The 22,398-nt window shown below is 61.7% G+C and carries 23 protein-coding genes; 11 read left to right on the top strand and 12 right to left on the bottom strand.

What is annotated here, in order from left to right:
- Positions 1-99 precede the first annotated feature (99 nt).
- From THALAR_RS03875 to THALAR_RS03890, 4 genes are all read left to right on the top strand, one after another.
- Complete coding sequence (locus tag THALAR_RS03875) at positions 100-1,344, top strand: ABC transporter substrate-binding protein (RefSeq protein ID WP_021100176.1); 1,245 nt, start codon at positions 100-102, stop codon at positions 1,342-1,344.
- Positions 1,345-1,418: 74 nt separating this feature from the next.
- Entirely contained in the window at positions 1,419-2,291 is an 873-nt protein-coding gene (locus THALAR_RS03880) for a carbohydrate ABC transporter permease (protein WP_021100177.1), read from the top strand.
- A complete protein-coding gene (locus tag THALAR_RS03885; RefSeq protein WP_021100178.1) occupies positions 2,284-3,189 on the top strand; it encodes a carbohydrate ABC transporter permease in 906 nt (301 codons plus the stop codon). The genes THALAR_RS03880 and THALAR_RS03885 overlap by 8 nt, the downstream gene beginning before the upstream one ends.
- Before the next feature lie 5 nt (positions 3,190-3,194).
- Positions 3,195-4,292: an ABC transporter ATP-binding protein gene (locus THALAR_RS03890; protein ID WP_021100179.1), complete on the top strand. Its 1,098-nt coding sequence runs from the start codon at positions 3,195-3,197 to the stop codon at positions 4,290-4,292.
- 10 nt (positions 4,293-4,302) lie between these two features.
- On the opposite strand, the gene THALAR_RS03895 is transcribed toward THALAR_RS03890, so the two are convergent.
- Genes THALAR_RS03895 through hemP form a run of 10 tightly spaced genes read right to left on the bottom strand, consistent with a single transcriptional unit; the run spans position 4,303 to position 12,870 of the window.
- Positions 4,303-5,346 (bottom strand): pyridoxal-phosphate dependent enzyme, encoded by a 1,044-nt coding sequence (locus THALAR_RS03895; protein ID WP_021100180.1) that lies wholly within the window; start codon positions 5,344-5,346, stop codon positions 4,303-4,305.
- Between the two features lie 30 nt (positions 5,347-5,376).
- Positions 5,377-6,561: a benzoate/H(+) symporter BenE family transporter gene (locus THALAR_RS03900; RefSeq protein ID WP_021100181.1), complete on the bottom strand. Its 1,185-nt coding sequence runs from the start codon at positions 6,559-6,561 to the stop codon at positions 5,377-5,379.
- Between the two features lie 40 nt (positions 6,562-6,601).
- On the bottom strand, positions 6,602-7,678 hold the full coding sequence (locus THALAR_RS03905) for a DUF1513 domain-containing protein (RefSeq protein WP_021100182.1): 1,077 nt from the start codon (positions 7,676-7,678) through the stop codon (positions 6,602-6,604).
- A gap of 1 nt (position 7,679) precedes the next feature.
- On the bottom strand, positions 7,680-8,687 hold the full coding sequence (locus THALAR_RS03910; protein ID WP_040817173.1) for an imelysin family protein: 1,008 nt from the start codon (positions 8,685-8,687) through the stop codon (positions 7,680-7,682).
- A complete protein-coding gene (locus THALAR_RS03915) occupies positions 8,684-10,237 on the bottom strand; it encodes a di-heme oxidoreductase family protein (protein ID WP_040817176.1) in 1,554 nt (517 codons plus the stop codon). The genes THALAR_RS03910 and THALAR_RS03915 overlap by 4 nt, the downstream gene beginning before the upstream one ends.
- Positions 10,209-10,694, bottom strand: coding sequence for a bacterioferritin (gene bfr / locus THALAR_RS03920; RefSeq protein ID WP_021100185.1), 486 nt, complete (start codon positions 10,692-10,694; stop codon positions 10,209-10,211). Before bfr ends, THALAR_RS03915 begins: the two co-directional genes overlap by 29 nt.
- Positions 10,669-10,935, bottom strand: a complete 267-nt coding sequence (locus THALAR_RS03925; RefSeq protein WP_021100186.1) for a (2Fe-2S)-binding protein — start codon at positions 10,933-10,935, stop codon at positions 10,669-10,671. Before THALAR_RS03925 ends, bfr begins: the two co-directional genes overlap by 26 nt.
- 21 nt (positions 10,936-10,956) lie before the next feature.
- Complete coding sequence (locus THALAR_RS03930; RefSeq protein ID WP_021100187.1) at positions 10,957-12,219, bottom strand: imelysin family protein; 1,263 nt, start codon at positions 12,217-12,219, stop codon at positions 10,957-10,959.
- A 13-nt stretch (positions 12,220-12,232) separates the two neighbouring features.
- Complete coding sequence (locus tag THALAR_RS03935) at positions 12,233-12,709, bottom strand: hypothetical protein (RefSeq protein WP_021100188.1); 477 nt, start codon at positions 12,707-12,709, stop codon at positions 12,233-12,235.
- Positions 12,706-12,870: a hemin uptake protein HemP gene (hemP, locus tag THALAR_RS18015; RefSeq protein WP_021100189.1), complete on the bottom strand. Its 165-nt coding sequence runs from the start codon at positions 12,868-12,870 to the stop codon at positions 12,706-12,708. Before hemP ends, THALAR_RS03935 begins: the two co-directional genes overlap by 4 nt.
- Positions 12,871-13,266: 396 nt before the next feature.
- On the opposite strand from hemP, the gene THALAR_RS03940 reads away from it, so the two are divergent.
- From THALAR_RS03940 to THALAR_RS03955, 4 genes are all read left to right on the top strand, one after another.
- Positions 13,267-13,614, top strand: coding sequence for a Lin0512 family protein (locus tag THALAR_RS03940; protein WP_021100190.1), 348 nt, complete (start codon positions 13,267-13,269; stop codon positions 13,612-13,614).
- Positions 13,611-13,973: a Lin0512 family protein gene (locus THALAR_RS03945; protein ID WP_040817178.1), complete on the top strand. Its 363-nt coding sequence runs from the start codon at positions 13,611-13,613 to the stop codon at positions 13,971-13,973. Before THALAR_RS03940 ends, THALAR_RS03945 begins: the two co-directional genes overlap by 4 nt.
- Before the next feature lie 173 nt (positions 13,974-14,146).
- A complete protein-coding gene (locus THALAR_RS03950; RefSeq protein WP_021100192.1) occupies positions 14,147-14,668 on the top strand; it encodes a DUF305 domain-containing protein in 522 nt (173 codons plus the stop codon).
- A 16-nt stretch (positions 14,669-14,684) separates the two neighbouring features.
- Entirely contained in the window at positions 14,685-15,506 is an 822-nt protein-coding gene (locus THALAR_RS03955; protein ID WP_021100193.1) for a MauE/DoxX family redox-associated membrane protein, read from the top strand.
- On the opposite strand, the gene THALAR_RS03960 is transcribed toward THALAR_RS03955, so the two are convergent.
- Both THALAR_RS03960 and THALAR_RS03965 read right to left on the bottom strand, forming a co-directional pair.
- Entirely contained in the window at positions 15,507-16,151 is a 645-nt protein-coding gene (locus tag THALAR_RS03960) for a response regulator transcription factor (protein WP_021100194.1), read from the bottom strand.
- Positions 16,148-17,593: a cache domain-containing protein gene (locus THALAR_RS03965; protein ID WP_021100195.1), complete on the bottom strand. Its 1,446-nt coding sequence runs from the start codon at positions 17,591-17,593 to the stop codon at positions 16,148-16,150. The genes THALAR_RS03960 and THALAR_RS03965 overlap by 4 nt, the downstream gene beginning before the upstream one ends.
- Positions 17,594-17,836: 243 nt before the next feature.
- On the opposite strand from THALAR_RS03965, the gene THALAR_RS03970 reads away from it, so the two are divergent.
- The 3 genes from THALAR_RS03970 to THALAR_RS03980 all read left to right on the top strand — a co-directional run bounded on the left by THALAR_RS03970 (position 17,837) and on the right by THALAR_RS03980 (position 22,348).
- Positions 17,837-18,922 carry a TRAP transporter substrate-binding protein gene (locus THALAR_RS03970; RefSeq protein WP_021100196.1) on the top strand — a complete coding sequence of 362 codons (1,086 nt, stop codon included), beginning with the start codon at positions 17,837-17,839 and terminating at the stop codon, positions 18,920-18,922.
- A 132-nt stretch (positions 18,923-19,054) separates the two neighbouring features.
- Positions 19,055-19,981, top strand: a complete 927-nt coding sequence (locus THALAR_RS03975; protein ID WP_021100197.1) for a TRAP transporter small permease subunit — start codon at positions 19,055-19,057, stop codon at positions 19,979-19,981.
- 12 nt (positions 19,982-19,993) lie between these two features.
- Entirely contained in the window at positions 19,994-22,348 is a 2,355-nt protein-coding gene (locus tag THALAR_RS03980; protein WP_021100198.1) for a TRAP transporter large permease, read from the top strand.
- The last annotated feature ends 50 nt before the right edge of the window (positions 22,349-22,398 follow it).

The raw sequence follows: 22,398 nt of genomic DNA on the forward strand, positions 1-22,398 counted from the left end.
GGAACGGGAACCTGCCATTCGGATATTGCAAGGCTGCCCGCAGCCCAACACAGTCGCGGGACGAACGCCCCTAGGGGCACTTCTTGGGAGGAAACCAAAATGAAAACTTACGTATTGAGTGCGGCATCGGCGATCGCAATCGCCGCGACGGGTGCAGCTTATGCAGCGCCGGAGGCGGAAGTCCTGCATTACTGGACATCGGGCGGCGAGGCGAAATCCGTGGCCGTGCTTCAGGAAGAATTTGCGGCCAATGGCGGCACATGGACCGACATGCCTGTTGCGGGCGGTGGCGGCGACGCGGCGGGCACAGCCTTGCGGGCGCGTGTGCTCTCCGGCAACGCGCCGACAGCGGCACAGATCAAAGGCCCGTCCATTCAGGAATGGTATCAGGAAGGCGTGCTGGCCGATATCTCCGACGTGGCGGAAGCCAATGACTGGGCCAACCTGCTGCCTGCCTCCATCGCGTCGCACATGCAGTGCGAAGGCACGTGGTGCGCCGTTCCGGTAAACGTCCACCGCGTGGACTGGATCTGGGCGAACACCGAAATCCTGTCGGCCAACGGCATCGAGATGCCGACGACATGGGACGAATTCAACGCGGCGGCCGAAAAGCTGCAAGCGGCGGGTATCATTCCCTTGGCCCATGGCGGGCAGGCGTGGCAGGACGCGACCGTGTTCGAGACTGTCGTGCTTGGCCTTGGTGGCCCCGAGTTCTACCAGTCGGCCCTTGTCGATCTGGACCCGGCGGCGTTGACGTCTGACACCATGGTTGCCGTCTTCGACCAGATGCGCACCTTGCGCGGCTATGTCGATGACAACTTCTCCGGTCGGGACTGGAACCTTGCGACCGCGATGGTCATGAACGGCGAAGCGGCGTTCCAGATCATGGGCGACTGGGCGAAGGGTGAGTTCCTCGCCGCCGGCAAAAAGCCCGGTGTCGATTTCACCTGCGCCTCCACCCCCGGCGACGGCTTCCTCTATAACGTCGACAGCTTTGCCATGTTCGAAGTGGACGGCGACGACAAGAAAGCCGGTCAGGCGTTGCTGGCAGAGCTGGTGATGGGGCCGAAGTTCCAGGAAGTGTTCAACATGAACAAGGGCTCGATCCCGGCGCGGACCGACGTGTCCCTCGACGGCTTCGACAGCTGTGCGCAGACATCGGCAGCTGACATGACGTCCACGTCCGAGAACGGCTCCCTGCTGCCGTCCTATGCGCACGGCATGGCGCTGTTCGGCGCCCAAGCGGGCGCGATCACCGATGTCGTCACGGCGCATTTCAACTCTGACATGTCGTCCGAGGACGCGGTCAAGATGCTGTCGGACGCTGTCGCAAACTCCATGTAATCGTTCACGATTATTGAAATCAGACCCTGTCCCTTAGCGGGGCGGGGTCAATCGGAAATCCGGGGGGACGCACCATGTCAAAATGGCTTCAAGACAATATGCCGAAGATCGTTCTGGCGCCGTCATTTGTCGCCGTGATGGTGTTCGTCTACGGCTTCATCGGCTGGACGGCTTGGGTGTCGCTCACCCGCTCGCGGCTGATGCCACGCTACGAGCTGGACAGTTTCATTCAGTACGAACGGCTGGCGACGTCACCGCGGTTCGAGACGGCGATGGTCAACCTGTTCATCTTCGGCACGCTGTTCATCGTGATCGCCATGGTGCTGGGCTTGCTGCTGGCGATCCTACTGGACCAGAAGATCCGCACCGAGGGGGCGCTTCGCACGATCTATCTGTACCCCATGGCGCTGTCGATGATCGTCACCGGCACCGCGTGGAAATGGATCTTGAATCCCGGCCTTGGCTTGGAAGCAATGGTTCAGGGCTGGGGCTTCGAGAGCTTTGAATTCGACTGGCTCGTGGACCCTGACATGGCGATCTACACCATCGTCATCGCCGCGATCTGGCAAAGCTCCGGCTTCGTGATGGCGCTTTTCCTTGCCGGTCTGCGCTCCGTGGATGAAGAGATCATCAAGGCCGCGCAAGTAGACGGCATTCCGCACTGGCGCGTCTATACTGCTATCATCATCCCCTCGATGGCGCCGATTTTCCTCAGCGCGTTCATCGTGCTGGCGCATCTGGCGATCAAGTCCTTCGACCTCGTGATCGCGTTGACCGGCGGCGGTCCGGGCTACGCCACCGATCTGCCCGCCACCTACATGTATGCGATGGCCTTCTCGCGCGGGGATATCGGGCAGGCGGCAAGCTCTGCCATGGTGATGATGCTGGTCGTGTTCGCGATTGTCGTGCCTTACCTCTATTCGGAATTGAGGGTCAAAGATGACTGATATCTCCCACACCCGCAGCCCATCAATGGCCCGCAACCAAAGCCCGACCGTGAAGCTGGTGCTGCGCGTCGTGCTCTACATCCTGTTGGGCCTGTTCGCGCTGTTCTACCTGATGCCGCTATTCGTGATGATCACGACCTCGCTGAAGTCGCTCGATGAAATCCGCACCGGCGATCTGATCTCGCTGCCCCGTGAGGTCACGTTGGACGCGTGGAAAACCGCATGGGCCACGGCCTGCACCGGCATCCAGTGCGAAGGCGTGCGGCCATTCTTCTGGAACTCCGTCCTGATCGCCATTCCGGCGGTGATGATCTCGACCCTCGTCGGCGCGCTGAACGGCTATGTCGTGGCGCAGTGGCGCTTCAAGGGGGCAAATATCTTCTTTGCGCTGATGCTGTTTGGCTGCTTCATCCCGTTTCAGGTCGTACTGCTGCCCATGGCGCGGGTTCTCGGGATCATGGGGATCGCCGGGACCATTCCGGGGCTGATTTTCGTCCACGTCATTTATGGCCTTGGCTTCACCACGCTGTTCTTCCGCAACTACTATGTGTCGATACCGGACGAGCTGACCAAGGCCGCAAAGGTCGACGGCGCGGGGTTCTTCCGCATCTTCTGGTCGATCTTCCTGCCGCTGTCGCTGCCGATCATCGTGGTCACCGTGATCTGGCAGTTTACGCAGATCTGGAACGACTTCCTGTTCGGCGTGTCCTTCTCGCAGGCGGGCACGCAGCCGGTCACCGTGGCGCTGAACAACATCGTAAACTCGACCACCGGCGTGAAGGAATACAATGTCGACATGGCCGCAGCGATCATCGCCGCGCTGCCGACGCTGCTCGTCTATGTCGTCGCTGGCAAATACTTCATTCGCGGTCTGACCGCCGGTTCCGTGAAAGGATAAATGCAATGGCCCCCATTCTAGAAGTCAAAAACCTGTTCAAGAATTACGGCGCGACCGAGGTCTTGAAAGATATCAACGTGTCCATCGAAGAGGGCGACTTTCTAGTCCTCGTCGGCCCGTCGGGGTGCGGTAAATCCACGCTGCTCAACTGCATCGCGGGGCTGGAGCCGATTTCAGGCGGGGAACTGTTCATCGGCGGCCAGAACATGACCAATGTCAGCCCCAAGGACCGCGACATCGCCATGGTGTTCCAGTCCTATGCGCTTTATCCGACGATGACCGTCGCCAAGAACATCACGTTTGGCATGAAGGTGCGCGGCATTGATCAGGCGACGCAGGACGCGAAGCTGAAACAGGTCGCGGCGCAGCTGCAAATCGAGCCGTTGCTGCACCGCAAGCCGGGCCAGCTTTCCGGCGGGCAACGCCAGCGGGTCGCCATGGGCCGCGCGCTGGTGCGGGACCCGAAACTGTTCTTGTTCGACGAGCCGCTGTCGAACCTCGACGCGAAACTGCGGGTGGAGATGCGAACCGAGATCAAGGCGCTCCACCAGAACCTTGGCGCATCGATGGTGTACGTCACCCATGACCAGATCGAGGCGATGACGCTGGCCACCAAGATCGTCGTCATGAAAGGCGGCATCATCCAGCAGATCGGCTCGCCTGCGGAAATCTACAACCGTCCGGCAAATCTATTCGTGGCGGATTTCATGGGCTCGCCCGCGATGAACCTGATTCCCGCCAAGACGCGCCGCGACAACGGTGGCACGGTCATTGAGATCGCCCGCAAGGAAGGTGATCCGATTGTGCTGACAGACCCCAAGAACGCAGACCTGCCAGAGGATGTGATCTTGGGTGTCAGGCCCGAAGACATTGCCGACCCTGCCAGCCGCACCCGCGACGACGCGCAAGTCGCCGAATGCGTGATCGACATCGTCGAGCCCGCAGGCGCGGATACCTATGTGGTGATGCAACTGGGTGGCAAACACGTCACCGCGCGGCTCCATGCCGAGACGACCGCGAAAGCCGGGGTTGCACAGCCGCTGGCCTTCGATCTGGGCAAGGTGTCCTATTTCGCGCCCGAAACCGGCCAGCGGTTGAACTAGGCGGGCAGGGCTAGCCGCCTTCCGGACCTTCGCTGAGGATCGCCCAGACCCGCGCGTCGGGGCCAAGCGGCAATCCCGCCAACAGCGCGGCAAGCCCGGCGCCGCCTGAAGGTGTCGTGTCCAGTCCCAGGCCTGCCAGAATGGGCAGCGCGTGGTTGGCTTCGTCCTCCGAGATCGTCACAAACAGATCGGCATCGCGCGCCAGACCGTTCAGGGCAATCAGGGACGGCGTCTTGCAATCCAGCCGCCCCATCGACGACACGGGGCCTTGCGTCTCGACCACCTTTCCGGCTGCGATGCTGGCCTGCAACGCGGGCGCGGCGGAGGGCTCCACGACGATTATCTCGGGGGCGTCGCCCCAGATCTTGCGAGAATACGCGGCGACAGCGGCGGCAAGCCCGCCCACGCCTGCCTGAAGCAGGATATGCGTCGGGGGCTTTGGCATCTGCTCGGCAGCCTCTGCGGCGAGTTGCAGGTAGCCTTCCATGACGCGCAACGGCAGCGCGCTGTATCCGGGCCACGAGCTGTCGGACAGCAAGGTCCATCCTTTCGCCGCCGCAGCAGCTTCGGCAGCTTCCATGCTGTCCTCGTAGGTCGCCCCTGCACGCATGACCCGTGCGCCCATGGCTTGCAAGCGGTCGGCGAAGGCGGCCGGAACGGTCTCGGCAAGGTAAATCACTGCATCTGCACCGAAGATCTGAGCGCCGGCCGCGACGGACAGGCCGTGATTGCCCGCGCTGGCGGTGACGAATGTGCGCCCGTTCAGCGCGGTTTTCAAATCGGTCAAGCCGGTCAGTTCGGCTTCCCGCGCAATGGCATATGCCGCGCCGAGCGCTTTGAAACTGCCCAGACCCTTGCGTGTGCGTTCGTCTTTTACGACGACCGAAGCCACCCCGACCTGTTCGGCCAATGCGGGCATATCCAGCAGTGGGGTCGGTGAATGGACGGGGCATTGCGCCAACAGCTTGCGGACATGCTGCGGGTTGTCGCAGGGAAATTCCGCGTCAAGGTCCAGTCCGCGCCCGCGCCAAGGGTTGGATGTTATGTCGGGCATACCTGTCCTCTCGGTTGTCTCGACTGTCGCTCAATCGCCTGCCGACCCGTGTGTCATACTCTTTGCTATCCACACCATTGCCCCGACGACAACGCCCCAGAACGCGCCGCTTACGCCGAAAAGTGTCATCCCGCTTGCGGCGATCAGGAAGGTGAGGGCAGGGGCTTCCAGCTGGCTGGTGTCTCTGAACGCGCCCGAGAGCGAGGCGACCAGGGCAGGGATCAGCGCAAGTCCGGCCACCGCAGCGATCAGCGCGATAGGCGCGAGGCCGGCCAATGTCGTCACAAGCGCCGCGGCAAATGCCAGCAAGACGTAGACGACGCCCGATGTGATCGCGGCCCAATAGCGGGTTGCGGGGTCGCGCCCTGCGTCCTCGCCCGCCATCATCGCGGCAGTGATCGCGGACATGTTGACAGGAATTGACCCGAACGGGGCGAACGCAAGGCTGACGAGGCCGGTTTTGCGCAACAATGGCTGCCGGTCGACGGGATAGCCGTTCAGCTCCAGCACGGCAAAGCCGGGGATGTTTTGTCCGGCCATGGTCACAAGATAGAGCGGCAGGGCGATGGAAAACACCGACTGGACGGTAAAGACCGGTGCAACGGGGGTAAAGCTTGGAAGCCATGCGGTGTCGGTTCGGACCGGAGCACCAGAGGTATCGACGGCCAGATAGAGCACCACGAGAAAGGCTATAACCGCGAAAGGCATGGCGGCCAGCCTGTTCCAGCTCAATCCGGCCAACCATGCGACCAGCACTGGCAGAACCAACAACGGGATCGTCCCCAACGCCAAGGCCGGAGCCAGACAGAGCTTGAGCAGAACACCTGCCAGCAACCCGTTTGCGATTGGTTTGGGAATGGCGGCCACGATGCGGCCAAGGGCGGGAATGAAGCCGGTCAGGACGATCAATGCGGCGCAACAGATTATCGCGCCGACCGCCTCACCGAAACCGCCCGGCAAGGTGGCCGTTGCGGCAAGAAAAGCGGCCCCCGGCGTGGACCACGCAACCGCTGCGGGAATTCGCGTCACCGCAGGCAGCCAGATGCTGCAAATTCCCATTCCAATCGTCGCGAAAAACAGGCCCGTGGCCGCTTGTGCGTCGCTAGCCCCCATTGCGGTCAGCCCCGCCAGCACAATCGCGAAGGACGCCGAATAGCCGACAAACGCGGCCAGCAGTCCCATGGAGACCGCAGCAATCGAGAGGTCGCGGATCATAAGAAGTTGCTAACCCCGCCCAAGGTTCCGGCGCGCATGTTCAAAGAGACACCAAGTGATTATCGAACATTAACGGCAAATGTCGCGGGTTTGCATCGGCGTACTGCCCCAAACGCTCAATCTCGCCGGTTCCGGATGTGGTGATGAATTGCCGGCCGCTCGGGGCGACACCGCAAACATCTGCGCTCGTCTTTGTGTAGCTGAGGCCCAACGTCTCGGGGTCGAAAACCTGAATCCGCCCGCCGCGGGGGGATGTCACCGCGATTGCCTTGCCATTTTCGGCGAAGGCGATGCTGCCGATGTAGCCGTCCATCGCGCGTGCGGTCTCATCCGTTCCGTGCGGCAGCGTTATGGCCCCGCCCATGCGATGCAGTCCGACCAGCGGGGGCGGAGTGTCGTCGCCCTGCCACTGCATCCCGAACACGACCGTTCCGTCTCCACTGACGGCCAGGTGCCGGATCGAGTTTTTGTGCATATCCCGCGACAGCTCCGCCGTTTCAACGACCACACCCTGATCAATATAGGCAAGGTTCGGGCGCATGGTCGGCAGGTTCAGTTTGGTGCGGCCTGTATCGGGATGCGTGTCGATGCCACCATTTGCGACCACAAGTATGTCCGAGTTCGGCAAGCGCTTTATGTCATGCGGGCCGATGCCGCCACTGTCCCACTCGCCAATGCGGGCGTAGCCGCTCGCGGCATCCCAGACACCGACGCGCCCGCGCCCGGCCTCGAAGTCGTTTTCGGTGGTGTAGAGCAGGCTTCCATCTGCCGAAAACGCACCATGCCCGTAGAAATGACGGCCTTCGGGCGCGTTCAGAACCGCCGTTTGACGACCGGTCACGCAGTCGATGACCACCGCGAATGTGCCGGGGCGGCGGGCGAAGGCAACCGCTTCGGGGCGGCTCGGGTGGCCTGCGGCGGCGTGGCCTCTGTCCGGCAAAGGGAGCTGGAAGACGACGTTCAGCCCCGCATCAATGCCGCATAGCACGTAGCTTCCGCCCTTGGTTGCAGCCGCCGACAGGAACGCGGGCGAGCCTGCGTCGGCCCAAGTCGGTTTCGGGACAAGACCTGCGGCCAGCAGGCCGCCCAGAAACTGCCGTCTTCCGGTGAGCGCCACGTCAGTCGCCGTCCAGCGCGTTGAACCCTGCCGCCACGCCAAGGGTGGGGCCAAGCTCTTGGGTCACAGTCTCGCGGATTTTGTCCACGGCTTGTTGGACCACCTCGACCTTCAGGCGCGATTGCGGGTCGGCCACGCTGGCGAAAACCGGATCGTTCAGCGCCGTCAGCTTTTCCTCGGCATCCGCGAACTGAGCGTCGAGAGTCTCCGCCAGATCGGCGTTGCCTGTCGCCAGCCGCGCCGCCAGGTCGCGCAGTGCCTCCAAGGATAACAAAACATGCGATGCCGACCTGCCGGACCTGTAGGCTTCGGCGCGGGCGGGGCGGGGGCGGTCGAAGGTTCCAAGCGGTCGCCCAAGGCGGGTGTCGGAGGTGAATTGCAGCCCCGTTGAAAGGGCTTTGAGCATTTCCTGTACGACCTCTTCATCGGTCCGGTATGGCGCATCGGGGCCGGGGTTCAGCATCTGGTCGGCATATCCGTTTTGCCAGTCCTTCAGGATTGACGTCGACGTACTGGCGATATCAGAGGTAACCGTCTGGATCAGGGTGCAATGGTAAGCCGGGTTGCCTGCGTTGGTGAGAGTTTCGTCATAAAGGAGGAACTCCAGCGCGTAGAACCCGCGCGCCGCGATGGATACATCGCGGTAGCTGTCAGGCGCGTTGGCGATCGGGTCTTCCTCTGCAAGCAGCGTCGCCAAGGCGCGCGGGGTCGCGCCGCGGCTGTCGGGCCAGAAGGCCAGCGCGAACGCGCGGTCCTCCACCTCCGTGGGGCCGAACCGCAGGTGGCTTGCGGATACCCATGCGTCGAAGGCGTCTGCATAGACCGATTTCAGCGCCTCGGACCCCGGCTCGCAGTCGTCGGAGGCCGTTTGTGCGAGGGCTTCGGAGGTCGCCGCCAAGGTCTCAAACCGCAGCATGATATGGTCGCGCAGAATGTCCTCGATCGAGGCCTGCGCCTGCGCCGTGAAGGGCATTAAGCAAAGCGCGCAGGCCAGAAATCTGTGTTTCATAGGCTCTCCAAAAACCTGATCAGCGCCTCACGGTCGTCGGTGGGCAATGCTGCCACGGTGTCCCGATGCGGTTGCGCTTCGCCACCATGCCACAGGATCGCCTCCAAAAGCGAGCGGGCGCGACCGTCATGCAGGAAATACGTGTGCCCGCTGACCTGTTCGGTCAGACCAATGCCCCAGAGCGGCGGCGTGCGCCATTCCTGCCCCGTCGCCCGCGCCTCGGGACGATTGTCGGCCAGGCCCGGCCCCATGTCATGCAGCAGCATGTCGGTATAGGGCCAGATCAGTTGAAAGCTCTGCTCCGGCTGGTCTTCAAGGCGGTGCGTCACGAAGCTGGGCTGGTGGCAGGAGGTGCAGCCAGTGTCGTAGAACACCTGCTTGCCGCGCAAGACTTGCGGATCGTCCACGTCGCGCCGCGCCGGCACGCCAAGGTTGCGGCTGTAGAAGGTCACCAAATCCAGCCCCTCGGCGTCGATCTCGTACTCGCGGTCGTCACCGTCCCCGTGAATTGCCGCGAGGCAATCGGCTTGCAAGTCGGTGCATTCGCCGCTGCCCGCCGTGAACAGCGGGTTGGAGATGCCGATGTCGCCGACAAAGGCAGAAGCTGATTGTTCCTTGATCGTGGGGTTGCCTGCCTTGAGGCCGAAGCGGCCCAGCATGGGCCTGTCGAATTCCTGTGACCAGACGACATTCGGACGACCCGAGATGCCGTCCCCGTCCGCATCGTCGGGGTCCGCGTTCGCAAGGATGTCGGCAGCAGGGACCGCTTCCAGCAGTCCCAGCCCGATCATCTGCGGGGCCACACGCGGGCTGAGCATCGCGTCTGGATGCAGCGGGCCATAGCCCAGATCGGCGGCCTCGTAGGTCGGATGGCGCAGGGATACTTCGGTGCCGTCGTCGAGTGTCACAACCTCTTCGTCATAGGTGATGGCAAGGCGGTATTCGGACGGATGGCCCTGCACGGCGAAGTCCTGCAACTGCGTCCCGTAGGTCGGGTCGGGCAGGGTGGCGATATAGTCTTCGATCTCGGCGATGCGGTCTTCGGGGCCGCCGGGGATCGAGACCCTCAGGAACATGGAAACCGCGCTGTCCTCACTGGTCTCGGGCGGATGTCCGCGCCCGTCCTTGATGTGGCAGCGCTGGCAGGACCGCGCGTTGAACAGCGGCCCAAGACCGTCCGAGGCCAGCGTCGAGGACGGCGAAGACACCCACAGCTTGCGGAACAGGCCGTTGCCGACCTTGAACTGCAACTCGTCCTCGAAGGTGATGTTGCCCGAGGGGTGCGAGAACGCGTTGGCGTCCGGCGTGACGCGCACAGTCGCGGCGCCTGCGGGCCGTTCCTCGAACTTCTGGGCGGCCGCAAAACCGGTGGTCGGCGCCGTTACCTTTCTGATCCGCGCGACTTCCTCCGGCGTGCGGGGCACCACGTTTAAATGGGGGTCGCCAAGGTCCCATGCAGGGGACTTGGCGGGTGTGTCCGCTATCGCAACGGAGGTTGATGCAAGAAAAGCAAGAAGCAGACTACTCGGCTTCGTCCATTTTTGACGCATTGAGTTGGGCATATTTTTCTTCACCGAGTTTGGCGACGAGGTCGAGTTGCGTTTCCAGAAAGTCGATATGGCCTTCTTCGTCGGTCAGCAATTCCTCGAAGATGTTCTTGGTCACGTAGTCGCCCGCTTCCTCGCAGTACTTACGTGCTTCCTTGTAGTATTTCTGCGCGTCCTGCTCGGCGGCCAAATCACATTCAAGGGTTTCCTTGGGGGTCTGGCCGATGCGCAGCGGGTCCAGTTTTTGCAGGTTGGGGTGGCCTCCCAACAAAAGGATACGCGCTATGAGCTTGTCCGCGTGGTTCATCTCCTCGATGCTCTCCTCGCGGGATTTCTTGGCCATATGGCCAAGGCCCCAGTCTTCCTGAAGGCGGTAATGCAGCCAATACTGGCTGACCGCCGTAAGCTCGCTGCGCAATGCGCCGTTGAGATATTCAATAACTTTCTTGTCGCCGTTCATGTGCTTCTTCCTGTGTTGCCGCGGGTTTCAAGTTCCGCAGTTGCATGGGGACTTCGGTATTGTCGTTGCTGCGCATGGTGGACAGGAACAATGGCATGCATCCGCCGCAATCCGCGGATTTGCCAAGTGCGCGATACACCTTGCCGGGGGTGACGATGGTCTTGTCATCCGATGCCCGCATCCAGTCGATGGCCGCGTGGATATCGTGATCGGTGATGTTCTGACAATGACAGATGATCATGATGACAAGACCTTCGCGGGTTTACTGGAAAACAGCGTCAGGATCGTCGAGGCTGTCGGACCCTTCGATGCTGATCTGGTCTACGCCAAGCGCCGTGACCACCCGTTCGATGGAGCGTGTCTGGTCGATCAACCCGTTCACACCCCCCATGATGAGGGCTTCGCCCGCTTCGTTGCCGCGTTCCAGCATCTGGTCATAGGCAAAGCCGGACTCAGCCGCGATCTTGATGCGGCCGAGGGCCATTACCGCCGCGCCCAGCTTCGACTGCATTTCCACGTCCAGCGCCGTGTCGGCCTCGGCCACCAGATCGGCGAGCGAGGGGCCGGTCACGAGGGCGCCGTCAACGCGGGTGTATTTGCCCAGATAGACGTTCTGGATGCCAATGCCGTTGTAGTAGTGGTCGTTATGGGTGTTGTCGGCAAAGCAGGAATGTTCTTCCTCCGGGTCGTTGAGCATGACGCCAAGGCGCATCCGCTCGCCCGCCGTCTCGCCGTAGGACAGCGACCCCATGCCGGTCAGGATGGCGGCGATTCCGGTGTCCGCATCGGACGCCACGGCATTGCGGGCGGCACCACCTTCCGCCCATTGCGCGGCCATATGTTCCAGATCGGACACCAGAAGGTCGGTGGCCGCCGTCAAATACTCGCCCCGACGGTCGCAATTGTCGTTCGTGCAGGTCTCGCCTGCCGCGTAATCCGTCCATGGACGCGCGCCGGCACCTGCGCCGTGGCCGTTAAGGTCCTGACCCCACAGCAAAAACTCGATGGCGTGGTATCCGGTCGCCACATTGGCCTCCACGCCATCCGCTTCGTGCAGGGTTTCCTCCAGCAGTTCCGGCGTGATGGTGGACGCGTCGATCTCCTTGCCTGACAGGGTAAAAGCCGGGTTGGCGATCACGTTCAGGGCTGCAAATTCGTTCTCATCGGACGGCCCGCCATAGGTCGTGTCCACATAGTCGATCAGCCCTTCGTCCAGCGGCCACGCGTTGACCTTGCCCTCCCAGTCATCGACGATCGGGTTGCCGAAGCGGAAGACCTCGGTTTGCTGGTAGGGAACACGGGCCGCAAGCCATGCGGCACGGGCGGCGGTCAGGTTCTCTGCCGACGGCTCGGACACCAAATCGTTGACCGCTTCTTGCAGGCGCTTCGCGGTGATCAGGCTGTCCTCATAACCGGCGGCGGCGATATCCGCATAGGTCTCCAGCACCTGCGCAGGCTCTACGGCCAATGCGGGCGTGGCAACGACCAACGCGATTGCCGTGGAATAGAGATAGTGTCGTGTCATAAGGTCCGTCCTGTTAGTGAAGCGTTTGATATTGGGGCTCAGGTGCCACATCGCGCGGTGCGGCAAGTTGCATCCGTTTGAGGGCCAGCCCGAAATCTGCGGCGAGCGACGCGACAAGCGGAGCCACGTCCGCCCGCACCAGAAGCGTCGCGATCAGCATCGCATCCTCGCGATCGCCCGTGGCGGCGGTGGCGATGAAATTGGCAAAGCAGGATTCGTCGGAGCCAAGGCATTTGCACTGGACCGAGTGCCGCATCAGCGGGCGGCGACCATGCCGGGCGCAGAGCGTGCAAAGCGTCTCGAACGCCTCCAGCGCCTTGCGCCCTTGATCGGCCCCGAGGCCAGCGGCAAGATCGCTCCAGACCTGCGCTTGCGCATCCGGCCCGTCGCACCAAAGCCGCAGATAGATAACCGACGCGGCCTCCAGCCCGTCAAGCTCGGAGATGAACCCCACGGGGGCGCTGCCACGGCCTTGCTGAGGATAGGTCATTTGGTCAGGATCAACTTGCCGGCCCGCGTGATGCGCAGGATATAGGTCTGCTCGCCCAGCACGATCTGGGCCAGATCGCCGCCCTGTGTCAGATCGCTCGCGGCGTAGGTCGGCAGCGCGTTCACGGGGGTGTGCTTGGGCGGGGGCGAATGAAAACTCATGTTGCCCACCGCGCGTCGCGTGGGCTCCGGTCAAGCAGCCATTCGATGCAGCTTCCGTCGATCTCTGGCTGGATGGCGAGCATATCGAGAACTTCGGTCCTGACAGATCGTGGTCTTCTGGGCGCATTGTTTTCTGTCACGGGCTGTTGTTCGGATCGTTGCATCAGGAAGTCCTCACATGATGGTCAAAGCGGGGTTCACGTGTCGGGCTTGCCCAGAAGATTCGGGGTGGCTTGACTTGCGCTAATCCTGAGTGAACAAGTCGGGTATGTCAATCCGACAATTTAAGTCGGATATTAAATTTGCGCTTTCAGGCAACCCGACTTTTCTTTCAGGGGCTTGCGCCGCAACGGGACTGGAGGCACAACTCCAACGACCCAACTCAGGAGAAACCCCATGGCCAAGACCCACATGATCCATGAATTCGGCATGGGCACATCGCTGCGCCGTCGCGACTATACCGAAGCCGCGGCCCGCGCGATCCGTGACGCGCTCTGGCACAACTCGGTCAGTCTGGCCGAGGCGTTCGGGTTCGAGAAATCCGACATGATTATCGACGTGGAAATCGGCGTCCAGAGCCCCGACGAAGTCGACACCGCCACGCTGCTCGACATCTTTCCCTATGGACAACCCTCAATCACCGTCAAACCCGGCGGCTTGGACATTCCAAAACCCGACGGCTCCGGCGTCACAGTCATCGCGAATGCCGCTATTATGGTCAGCTTCGACATGGAGGCCGCGTGATGGAACACCGCATCATCCTTGAAATGGGCACGGGGAACGACCTCTACGGGCTTGACTACACCAAGGCGGCAAAACGCGCCATTCAGGACGCGCTTCACCATTCTTCCATCGTCATGTTCAAATCCCTCGGCATCGACCACAACGACATGCGCGTGCAGGTCACGGTCGCGGTGCAACAGCCGGACAAACTCGACATCGACGCGCTGACGGCAGAGCTTCCACGCGGCCGCGCCACCGTCACAGCGGTCAAGGGCGGGCTTGACGTCCATGATCCGGAGAACGACCAGACCCACGTGATCGCCACCGCCGCGATCGAGGCTTTCGTGCCGATCGACGCCGCAAACTGGAAACTCTCCTAACCCCATCATTGCTTCAAAAATACCTCGGAGGGGTCCGGGGAGGCAGCGCCTCCCCGGCGGGTCGACGTGCCGCAGGCGCGGCGAAGTCAGCTTGCACCGACCGACGCGGATGGAACCATCGCCGCGGCTCGTCGTTGGGTTTCCAGACAGACGGACAACCCGACGGAGGCCCAATGACGGATATGCAAAGCCAGAAACACTCTTCTTCCATGGGATACGGACGCTTTTTCGCGATGATCGCGACCTCCACCGTGGTGATGTACGGCCTGATGTACCTCAACACCTACGCGCTGGACCATGTGTTCTTCTCCCAGACCCGCATGTGGATGGCGCTCTATATGGGCGCGGCCATGGCGATCATCATGCTGGCCTTCATGTTGGGGATGTATTCCAACCGCACGGTCAATGCCGCGATCTTTATCGGTGCGGCGGTGGCGTTTGCATTGGCGCTGTGGCTCGTGCGCAGTCAGGAGACGGTCGAAGACCTCGCCTGGATGCGCGCCATGATCCCGCACCATTCCATCGCCATCCTGACCAGTGAACGGGCCGACATCTCCGACCCGCGCGTCCGCGAACTGGCGGATGCCATCATCGAGGCGCAGCGCGGCGAGATCGCCGAGATGAAACGCTACATCGCTGACATCGAAGCGAATGGCGACGCTCCGGCGGGAACTTCGCGCGACACCTCCGAATAAGCAAAGGGAGACCGCAATGACAGACACCAGCACCTATGCCGTCCCGCAAGGCGACCCCGCAAACCCTACCGCTCAAGACGAGGGTAAACGGGCGGCGCTCTACCGCATGGCGATGCCGGACCATCTTTGTCCCTTCGGCCTGAAAAGCAAATCGCTGCTGGAGCGCAAGGGCTTCGAGGTCGAAGACCATCTGCTGACCACCCGCGACGAGGTCGACGCGTTCATGGAAGAGCATAACGTGGAAACCACACCCCAGACCTTTATCGACGGCGACCGCATCGGCGGCTATGCGGCCTTGAAAAAGCACTTTGGCCTGCGCGTCTTGGGCGAGGATGACACCACCTATCGCCCCGTCATCGCGATCTTCGGCGCAACCGCGCTGATGGCGGTGGCGATAATGCTCAACCTCTACGACAGTTTCGCGCCGCTCACTTGGCTCAAATGGTTCTTTGCTCTCTCGATGGTCGCGCTGGCGATCCAGAAGTTGCAGGATGTCGGCAGCTTCGTGAACGGCTTTCTCGGCTACGACCTGCTGGCGCGGCGCTATGTGCCATACGGCTATGCCTATCCGTTTCTGGAACTCTACGCGGGTGTGGGCATGATGGCACTGATCGGCACGGGAAACCTTTTGATCTGGCTGGTCGCGCCGGTCAGCATTTTTATCGGCACCATCGGCGCGGTGTCCGTCATCAAGGCGGTTTATGTCGACGGGCGGGAACTGACCTGCGCCTGCGTCGGCGGCGACTCGAACGTTCCCTTGGGGTTCATCTCGCTCACCGAGAACCTGATCATGCTGGGCATGGGCGTCTGGATGTTGGCGAACTGGTTTGGCAGTTGATCAGAACTCCACCCCGGTGCCTTGCAACACACCATGTTCCATCGCGTAGCGGGTCAGTCCAGCGGTCGAGTTGATCCCCAGCTTACGCTTGATGTTCTTGCGGTGCGTCTCGACCGTATGCACGGAAATATCCAGATCAGCGGCCACATCCTTGTTCGACTTGCCCTGCGCCAGTTGCAAAAGGATGGTCTGCTCGCGGGCGGTCAACGGCTCCCGTCCATCGCTGGTATTGGGGGACAGCGATGCGGTCGCGCCGCTGCACAGATAGGTCTCCCCACGCATCACCGCCTGAATGGCGCTATGGATCTCCTCGGTCGGCACGTCCTTCAACAGGTAGCCCCGCGCACCGTGGGACATGGCGGTGGAGACATATTCCGGCGCGTCATGCATCGACAGGATCAGGATGCGGATGTCGGGCGTCTTCTCCAGCAATATCTCCGTCGCCGTCAGCCCGCCCATCTGCGGCATGTTGAGGTCCATCAGGATCACATCCGGCTTTAACGCTCCGATCTGGTCCAGCACCTCCTGGCCGTTGCTGAGCGTCGCCACGACCTCGATATCGTCATAGCTTTCCAGAATTGCGCAGATGCCGTCGGCCACCATGGGGTGGTCGTCGACGATCAGGACCTTCACGGGGACATTCATGCGGATTTCCTCGGTTTCGGGGCAGGGGGTTCGGATTTGGTCTCGGGCGAGAGCATATGCGTCAACGGCACCGAGGCCTCGATAATCGTGCCGTTCTCGCTCGACAGAACACGCAGCGTGCCTTTGAGCTGGTCAATGCGTTCCTGCATGTTGCGCAAGCCCAGCCCGCCGACGCCCTCGCGTGGGTCGCGGGCCGCGATTCCGACACCGTCATCGGTAATGCGCAGGGTTGCGCCCATGCGGTGGCCGAAGACCTCGATATAGACGCTCCTCGCATCCGCGTGTCGCTCCACGTTGGTCAATGCCTCTTGGGCGATGCGGTAGAGCGCGATCTTGGCGTCCTTGTCCAGACGGTTGCTGAACACCACCGTCTTGAAATCAGCCTTGATGCCGGTGCGACGGGAGAACTCGTCGACCAGCGACTTGAGCGCGGGGCCAAGGCCCAGATCGTCCAGCACCCCGGGGCGCAAATCGGCAGAGATGCGACGCACCTCATGGATGGCTTCGGTCAATCCGGCGATGCCTTTGTTCAGGCTCTCCGGCGCCTTGGGATCGCCCGTCAGAAGCCTTTTGCGGGCCAGCTCCAGCATGTAGCGGACGCCGACCAGAATCTGGCTGATGCTGTCATGCAACTCACGGGCCACCCGCCCGCGCTCCTCCTCTTGCGTGTCGATGATCCGCTCGGTCAGGGCGCGCAGCTTGGCGTCGGCCAGCCTGCGTTCGCGCAGGTTCAGCAGCAGACCCGCGACAAAAACCCCAGTCAGCGCCAATATGGTGATCAGCACGATATAAACAAACGTCTTCTGGATCCGCGCTTGCGTGTCGGCCTCTGCTGCCGCGACGGTGCTCAGGACGTCGTCGATGAAGATGCCGGTGCCAAGCGCCCATTTCCAGTCCTGCAAGCCGATCACATAGACAACCATCCGCGCGGTCTCGCGGGTGGAGGGCTTTGCCCAGTCATAAGCATGATAGCCGCCGCCCGATCTGGCGGTCTCCAGAATGGTGTCGACCACCGGCACACCGTTCAGATCTTCCAGACCCTTCCAGTTCTTGCCGATCAGAAAAGTCTGTCGGGGCGAGACCAGATTGTTGCCGTCATAGTCATAGACGAAGAAAAAGCCGTCCTGCCCGTAGATCATCGCGCTGAGCATCTGGGTCACCTTCAGCTTAGCTTCCTCGTCATCGGGCGCGGCGTTGCCATAGATGGAGCCGATGGCGGTGCGTGCCAGCGACAGGTAGTTTTTCAGCTCGGCCCGCTTGGCGGCAATCAGTTGGGCCTCCAGTTCGCGGATTTCGCGCTCTGCCAATTGGCGCGACTGGACTGTGACAACAGCCGCGATAGCCGCGACCGCCAGCACAAGGGGCAGGGTGGTCAGCAGAAAGATTTTCTGCCGGTAGGTGAGCGCGAGGCGCTCGTGTATCGTGGCCCAGAGTTTGGTCATGAACGGGCCGCCCCTCCTCGGTGGACGACGTCGGGCAGGATGCGACACACAACTAGAGGCGTCAATGCGGCACGCCAGACATAAATCTGCACGCTGCGGCAAGATTTTGTCGGAAAACTCCACCATCTACCCACCGCTGGGTATTTTGTTTCGCGAAACTCGCACGTAGGGTCACGCCACTTGTAACGATCCGTCGAGTCGCCCGCACCCGTGGCTCGATGAAACCTTTGGGAGGAAATACCTATGGATCGTCGTTCTTTTCTGAAAACATCCGCACTTGGCGGCTCTGCGGCGGCAGCAACGACTGCTCTTGCTGCGCCAGCCTACGCGCAGGGCAAACGCACCCTGACCATGGTCACCACATGGGGCCGTGGTCTCGCAGGCGTGTTCGACGCCGCACAGCACGCCGCTGACAGCATCACCGCCATGTCGGACGGTAACCTGACGATTGACGTCAAGGCCGCAGGCGAACTGGTTGGCGCGTTCGAAGTGTTTGACGCCGTGACCTCCGGTCAGGCCGACATGTATCATGGCGCTGACTACTACTTTGTGGGTCAGCATCCGGGCTATGCCTTCTTCACCTCTGTGCCGTTTGGCATGACGGCGCAAGAGCTGGCCAACTGGTACTACCACGGCAACGGCCACGCGCTGCATGACGAGCTGGGCGAAATCTTCGGCCTGAAATCCTTCCTGGGCGGCAACACCGGCGCGCAGGCTGGTGGCTGGTTCCGCAAGGAAATCAATGGCCCCGAAGATTTCAACGGCCTGAAATTCCGTATGCCCGGCCTTGGCGGTCTGGCTCTGGGCAAACTCGGCGCATCAGTGCAGAATCTTCCCGGCGCGGAAGTTTATCAAGCGCTGGCCTCCGGCGCGATTGACGGCACCGAATGGATCGGCCCATGGGCGGACGAGAAAGCCGGTTTCCAGGAAATCACCAAGACCTACTACACCGCAGGCTTCCACGAGCCGGGCGCTGGTCTGTCCATCGCAACCAATCGCGAAGTCTTCGACTCGCTGTCGCCTGCGCACCAAAAGATCGTCGAGATCGCATCCGCCGAGGCCCACCAGTGGAACCTCGCGCAGTTCCTCAACAACAACGGTGCGGCGCTCCAGCGTCTGCAATCGGCTGGCGTGAAGGTTCTGGAATTCCCTGACTCCGTCTGGGATGCGTTCGGCAAAGCCTCCGACGAAGTGCATCAGGAAAACATGGGCGACGAGCTCTACAAGAAGATCTACGACGACTACCAAGCGTCTCTGAAAGCATCTTCGGGCTGGATCCAGAAAGCCGAAGGCACCTACCGGACCCAACGCGACCGCGTTTTGGGCTGAGGTGAACAGCGCCTAGTAGGGCGCTGATATCAAATAACTCCGGCCCTTTCATCTCTTTGAAAGGGCCGTGGCATATAGAATAGGCCGCCGCGGGGATTTAGGCAGGCCGATCGTCACATCGGGGGGCATACCATGCTGGACGCCATCGTCTGGTTCTTCACCAACATCGCCATGTCATTCTACAACCTGTTCTATGCGCTCACGCATCCGGGGCAGTGGTTGTCATGGGTGCCCTATATCAACCAATCCCTGCCCGAGACCGAGAACAAGGAAGCGCTGATGCGCTTCATCTACTACGGTGCTTCGGTCGAGCTGTTCTTCGTCATACTCACCACCTTCCTCGTGGTTCTCGCCATCGGGTTCTGGCGCAACGAGTTCATGTGGGGCTGCGTGCGGGTGCTGGAAGGCTTCGCAAACACAGTGGGCCGCATCGCTGCATGGGCGGGCTTGCTCATGGTGTTACAGCAGATCGTCATCATCTTCATGCAGCGCATTTTCGCGCAGGCCGAAATCTCCATGGGTTTCGGCATGGCCTTCTCCAAGGACATCAGCTGGTGGGCCGAAGAACTGAAGCTGTACAACGCCCTCGTCGTCGCGTTGTGCGTGACCTACACCTTCGTGCAGGGCGGGCATGTGCGGGTGGACCTCGTCTATGCCAAAGTCAGCTACAGCGCGAAGAAGGTCATCGACATGGTCGGCTCACTGCTGTTCATGATGCCCGTTGCGGTGCTGACATGGCTATACGGCTGGTTCTTCCTGTGGCGGCATCTGGTGGTGCCGAACCCCTCGGCTTCCGACGCGCTGGACAAGCTGATGCTCAAGGCCCGCGCCTTGCGCTGGAACATCGAGACCATCGGTTTCTCGCCCAACGGCTTCAACGCCTATTTCCTCTTCAAGATACTGCTGTGCCTGTTCACCGCCATGGTGTTCATCCACGCGATGTCCTTCTTCATGCGCTCCTATCTGGAGTGGAAAGAAGGGCCGGAAAGCGACGGCAAGTATCTCGACAAAGACCTGCTTGGCGATGAAGACGCCGAGTTGGCCGCAAATATTCACTAAGGGGCAGATCACATGCTTTTCGGATTAGATGGCGTCGAAATCGGCCTTATCATTGTCTTTCTCTGCCTCTTCGGCGGCATCCTGTCCGGCTTTCCGGTCGCCTTCGCCATCGGCGGGGCCGGGGTCATTTCCTTTGCGATCATCGCCGCGCTCGACTCGGGCGGTTTGCTGATCCATCAGGCGATCGACCCGTCTTCTGCGGAATATGCGGCGCTGCTCGCGGAAGGGTTGAAGCCCGAGACCATATCGGTGTTCCGATACCCGGACCTGCCAAGACTGGCGGAGCCGGTGTTCGTGCAAGGCTGGGAAGTCGCGCTGGACCGCAACGTGTCCTTCATCGTGAACCGCATCAACGAGCGGGTGCTGGCCGGTGCCTCCATCGAGACCTTGCTGGCCGTTTTGATGTTCGTGCTGATGGGTATCACGCTGGAACGCTCCAAAATCGCCAACGACCTGCTGACCACCATGGCCCGCGTCTTCGGCCCGCTGCCCGGCGGTCTGGCCGTGTCCGTGGTCGTCGTGGGCGCGTTCCTTGCGGCGTCCACCGGCATCGTCGGGGCCACTGTTGTCACCATGGGGCTGCTGTCGCTGCCGACCATGCTCAAGAACAACTACTCGCCAGAACTGGCCACCGGCGTTATAGCCGCGTCGGGCACATTGGGGCAGATCATCCCGCCCTCCATCGTGATCGTGCTTTTGGGCACGTTGGCCGGTGATCTCTATTCCGCCGCGCAGGAAGCCCGCGCCCGAGAGGTCGGCTGCTCCGACGCGCTGACCTATCTGGGGGAGCCTGCGGTGGTGTCCGTCGGCACATTGTTCCAGGCGGCGCTGCTTCCCGGCATCCTACTGGCGATACTCTACGCGCTCTATGCCTTTGGCTATGCCGTGCTGAACCCGTCGAAAGCCCCCGCCGTGGAACTGGGTGCCGCAACCGGCGAGCCGATCCGTCGCTCCGAAGCGCTGACATGGTTCCTGTTCGCCCCCATCGGGCTGATTGTCGGGCTGATCCTGCTGATGCAGGTCAACATCATCGGCTCGCAGAACTATCAGGTGGACAGCTTCTCCGACGCCGGTCAAACAGCGTCGCTGCGCACCAAAGTGTCCCAGCAATGTCAGGGCGCGATGATCGAGCTGCACGGGCAGGAGGCATGGGATACCGCGCTGGCCGAGCAGGCCGTCATCGACGAGGCAGGCGGCGTGGCGCAGTCGGTGCGCCTCAGCCCCGAAGAACTGGCAACGGCCATCGACGCCAAGGTCGCGAATGCCGCGCCTATCGGCACCGGCATCGCGGTCGGTTTGCTGCTCTTCGGTCTGATGTTCGCAGTGGCGCGTGGCGTCTCGCCCACCGCCAACCCCGTTCCGCTGATCGTCGGCACCGCCGGTATCCTGTTGACCCTGCTGGTGGACACGCTGCTGATCGCGCCCACCACGTCGCCCGGCACGACTTTCCTGCTGCTGTTAGCCCCGATTGCCATGATGCTCTACGGCGCCAAACACGCGGCCGGTATACTTGCCCGTAACGACCTGATCCGCGTGGTATTCCCGCCGCTGGTCCTGATCGTGGCGGTGCTTGGCTCGATCCTCGGCGGTATCACCAACCCGACGCCCGCAGCCGCACTTGGGGCAGGCGGGGCGATCATGCTCGCGGCCTACCGCAAGTTGCAGGACGAGGGCCGGTCGGGGCGCGTTGTGATCTGGACCACCTTCGCCCTCATCATCATGATCCTTGTCGGCGTGAATTTCGACCTGCGCATGAATATCGAAGAGGTCAGCTTCGAGAACACGCTCGCCTTCCTCGTGGCGCAGGCGGCTTATCTCTACGCCATGTTCGGCCTGCTCTTCGGCTGCTACGTGCTGTGGAACTACGGCGTGCTCAGCCCCGTGGTGCGGGAAACGGCCAAGGTCACGTCCATGGTGTTCACCATCCTGATCGGGTCGCAATTGCTCAACCTCGTGGTGATCTCCTTCGGGGGTGAGCACTACATCCAGCAGTTCCTGAGATCTTTCGACAACGAGTGGCAGGTTTTCATCATCGTGATGGTGGTGCTGTTCATACTGGGCTTCGTGCTGGATTTCCTCGAGATCATCTACATCGTGATCCCGATTGTCGGGCCGGTCATCTATGGCGGCACGATGGACCCGAAATGGGTGACGATCATGATCGCGGTGAACCTGCAAACGTCGTTCCTGACACCGCCTTTCGGCTTCGCGCTGTTCTACTTGCGCGGCGTCGCCCCGAGGGAGGTCACCACAGGCCACATCTACCGCGGTGTGATTCCGTTCGTGCTGATCCAGGTCGCAGGCCTTGGCCTGCTGGCGCTGTTCCCGTCCGTGGTGACCATCCTGCCGAACCTGATCGGCAACTGATCCTGACGCAGACAATCATTATGCGCGGCTCCTGAAAAGGGCCGCGCATG

This window comes from Litoreibacter arenae DSM 19593 (genome assembly GCF_000442275.2).
Taxonomy (GTDB): Bacteria; Pseudomonadota; Alphaproteobacteria; order Rhodobacterales; family Rhodobacteraceae; genus Litoreibacter; species Litoreibacter arenae.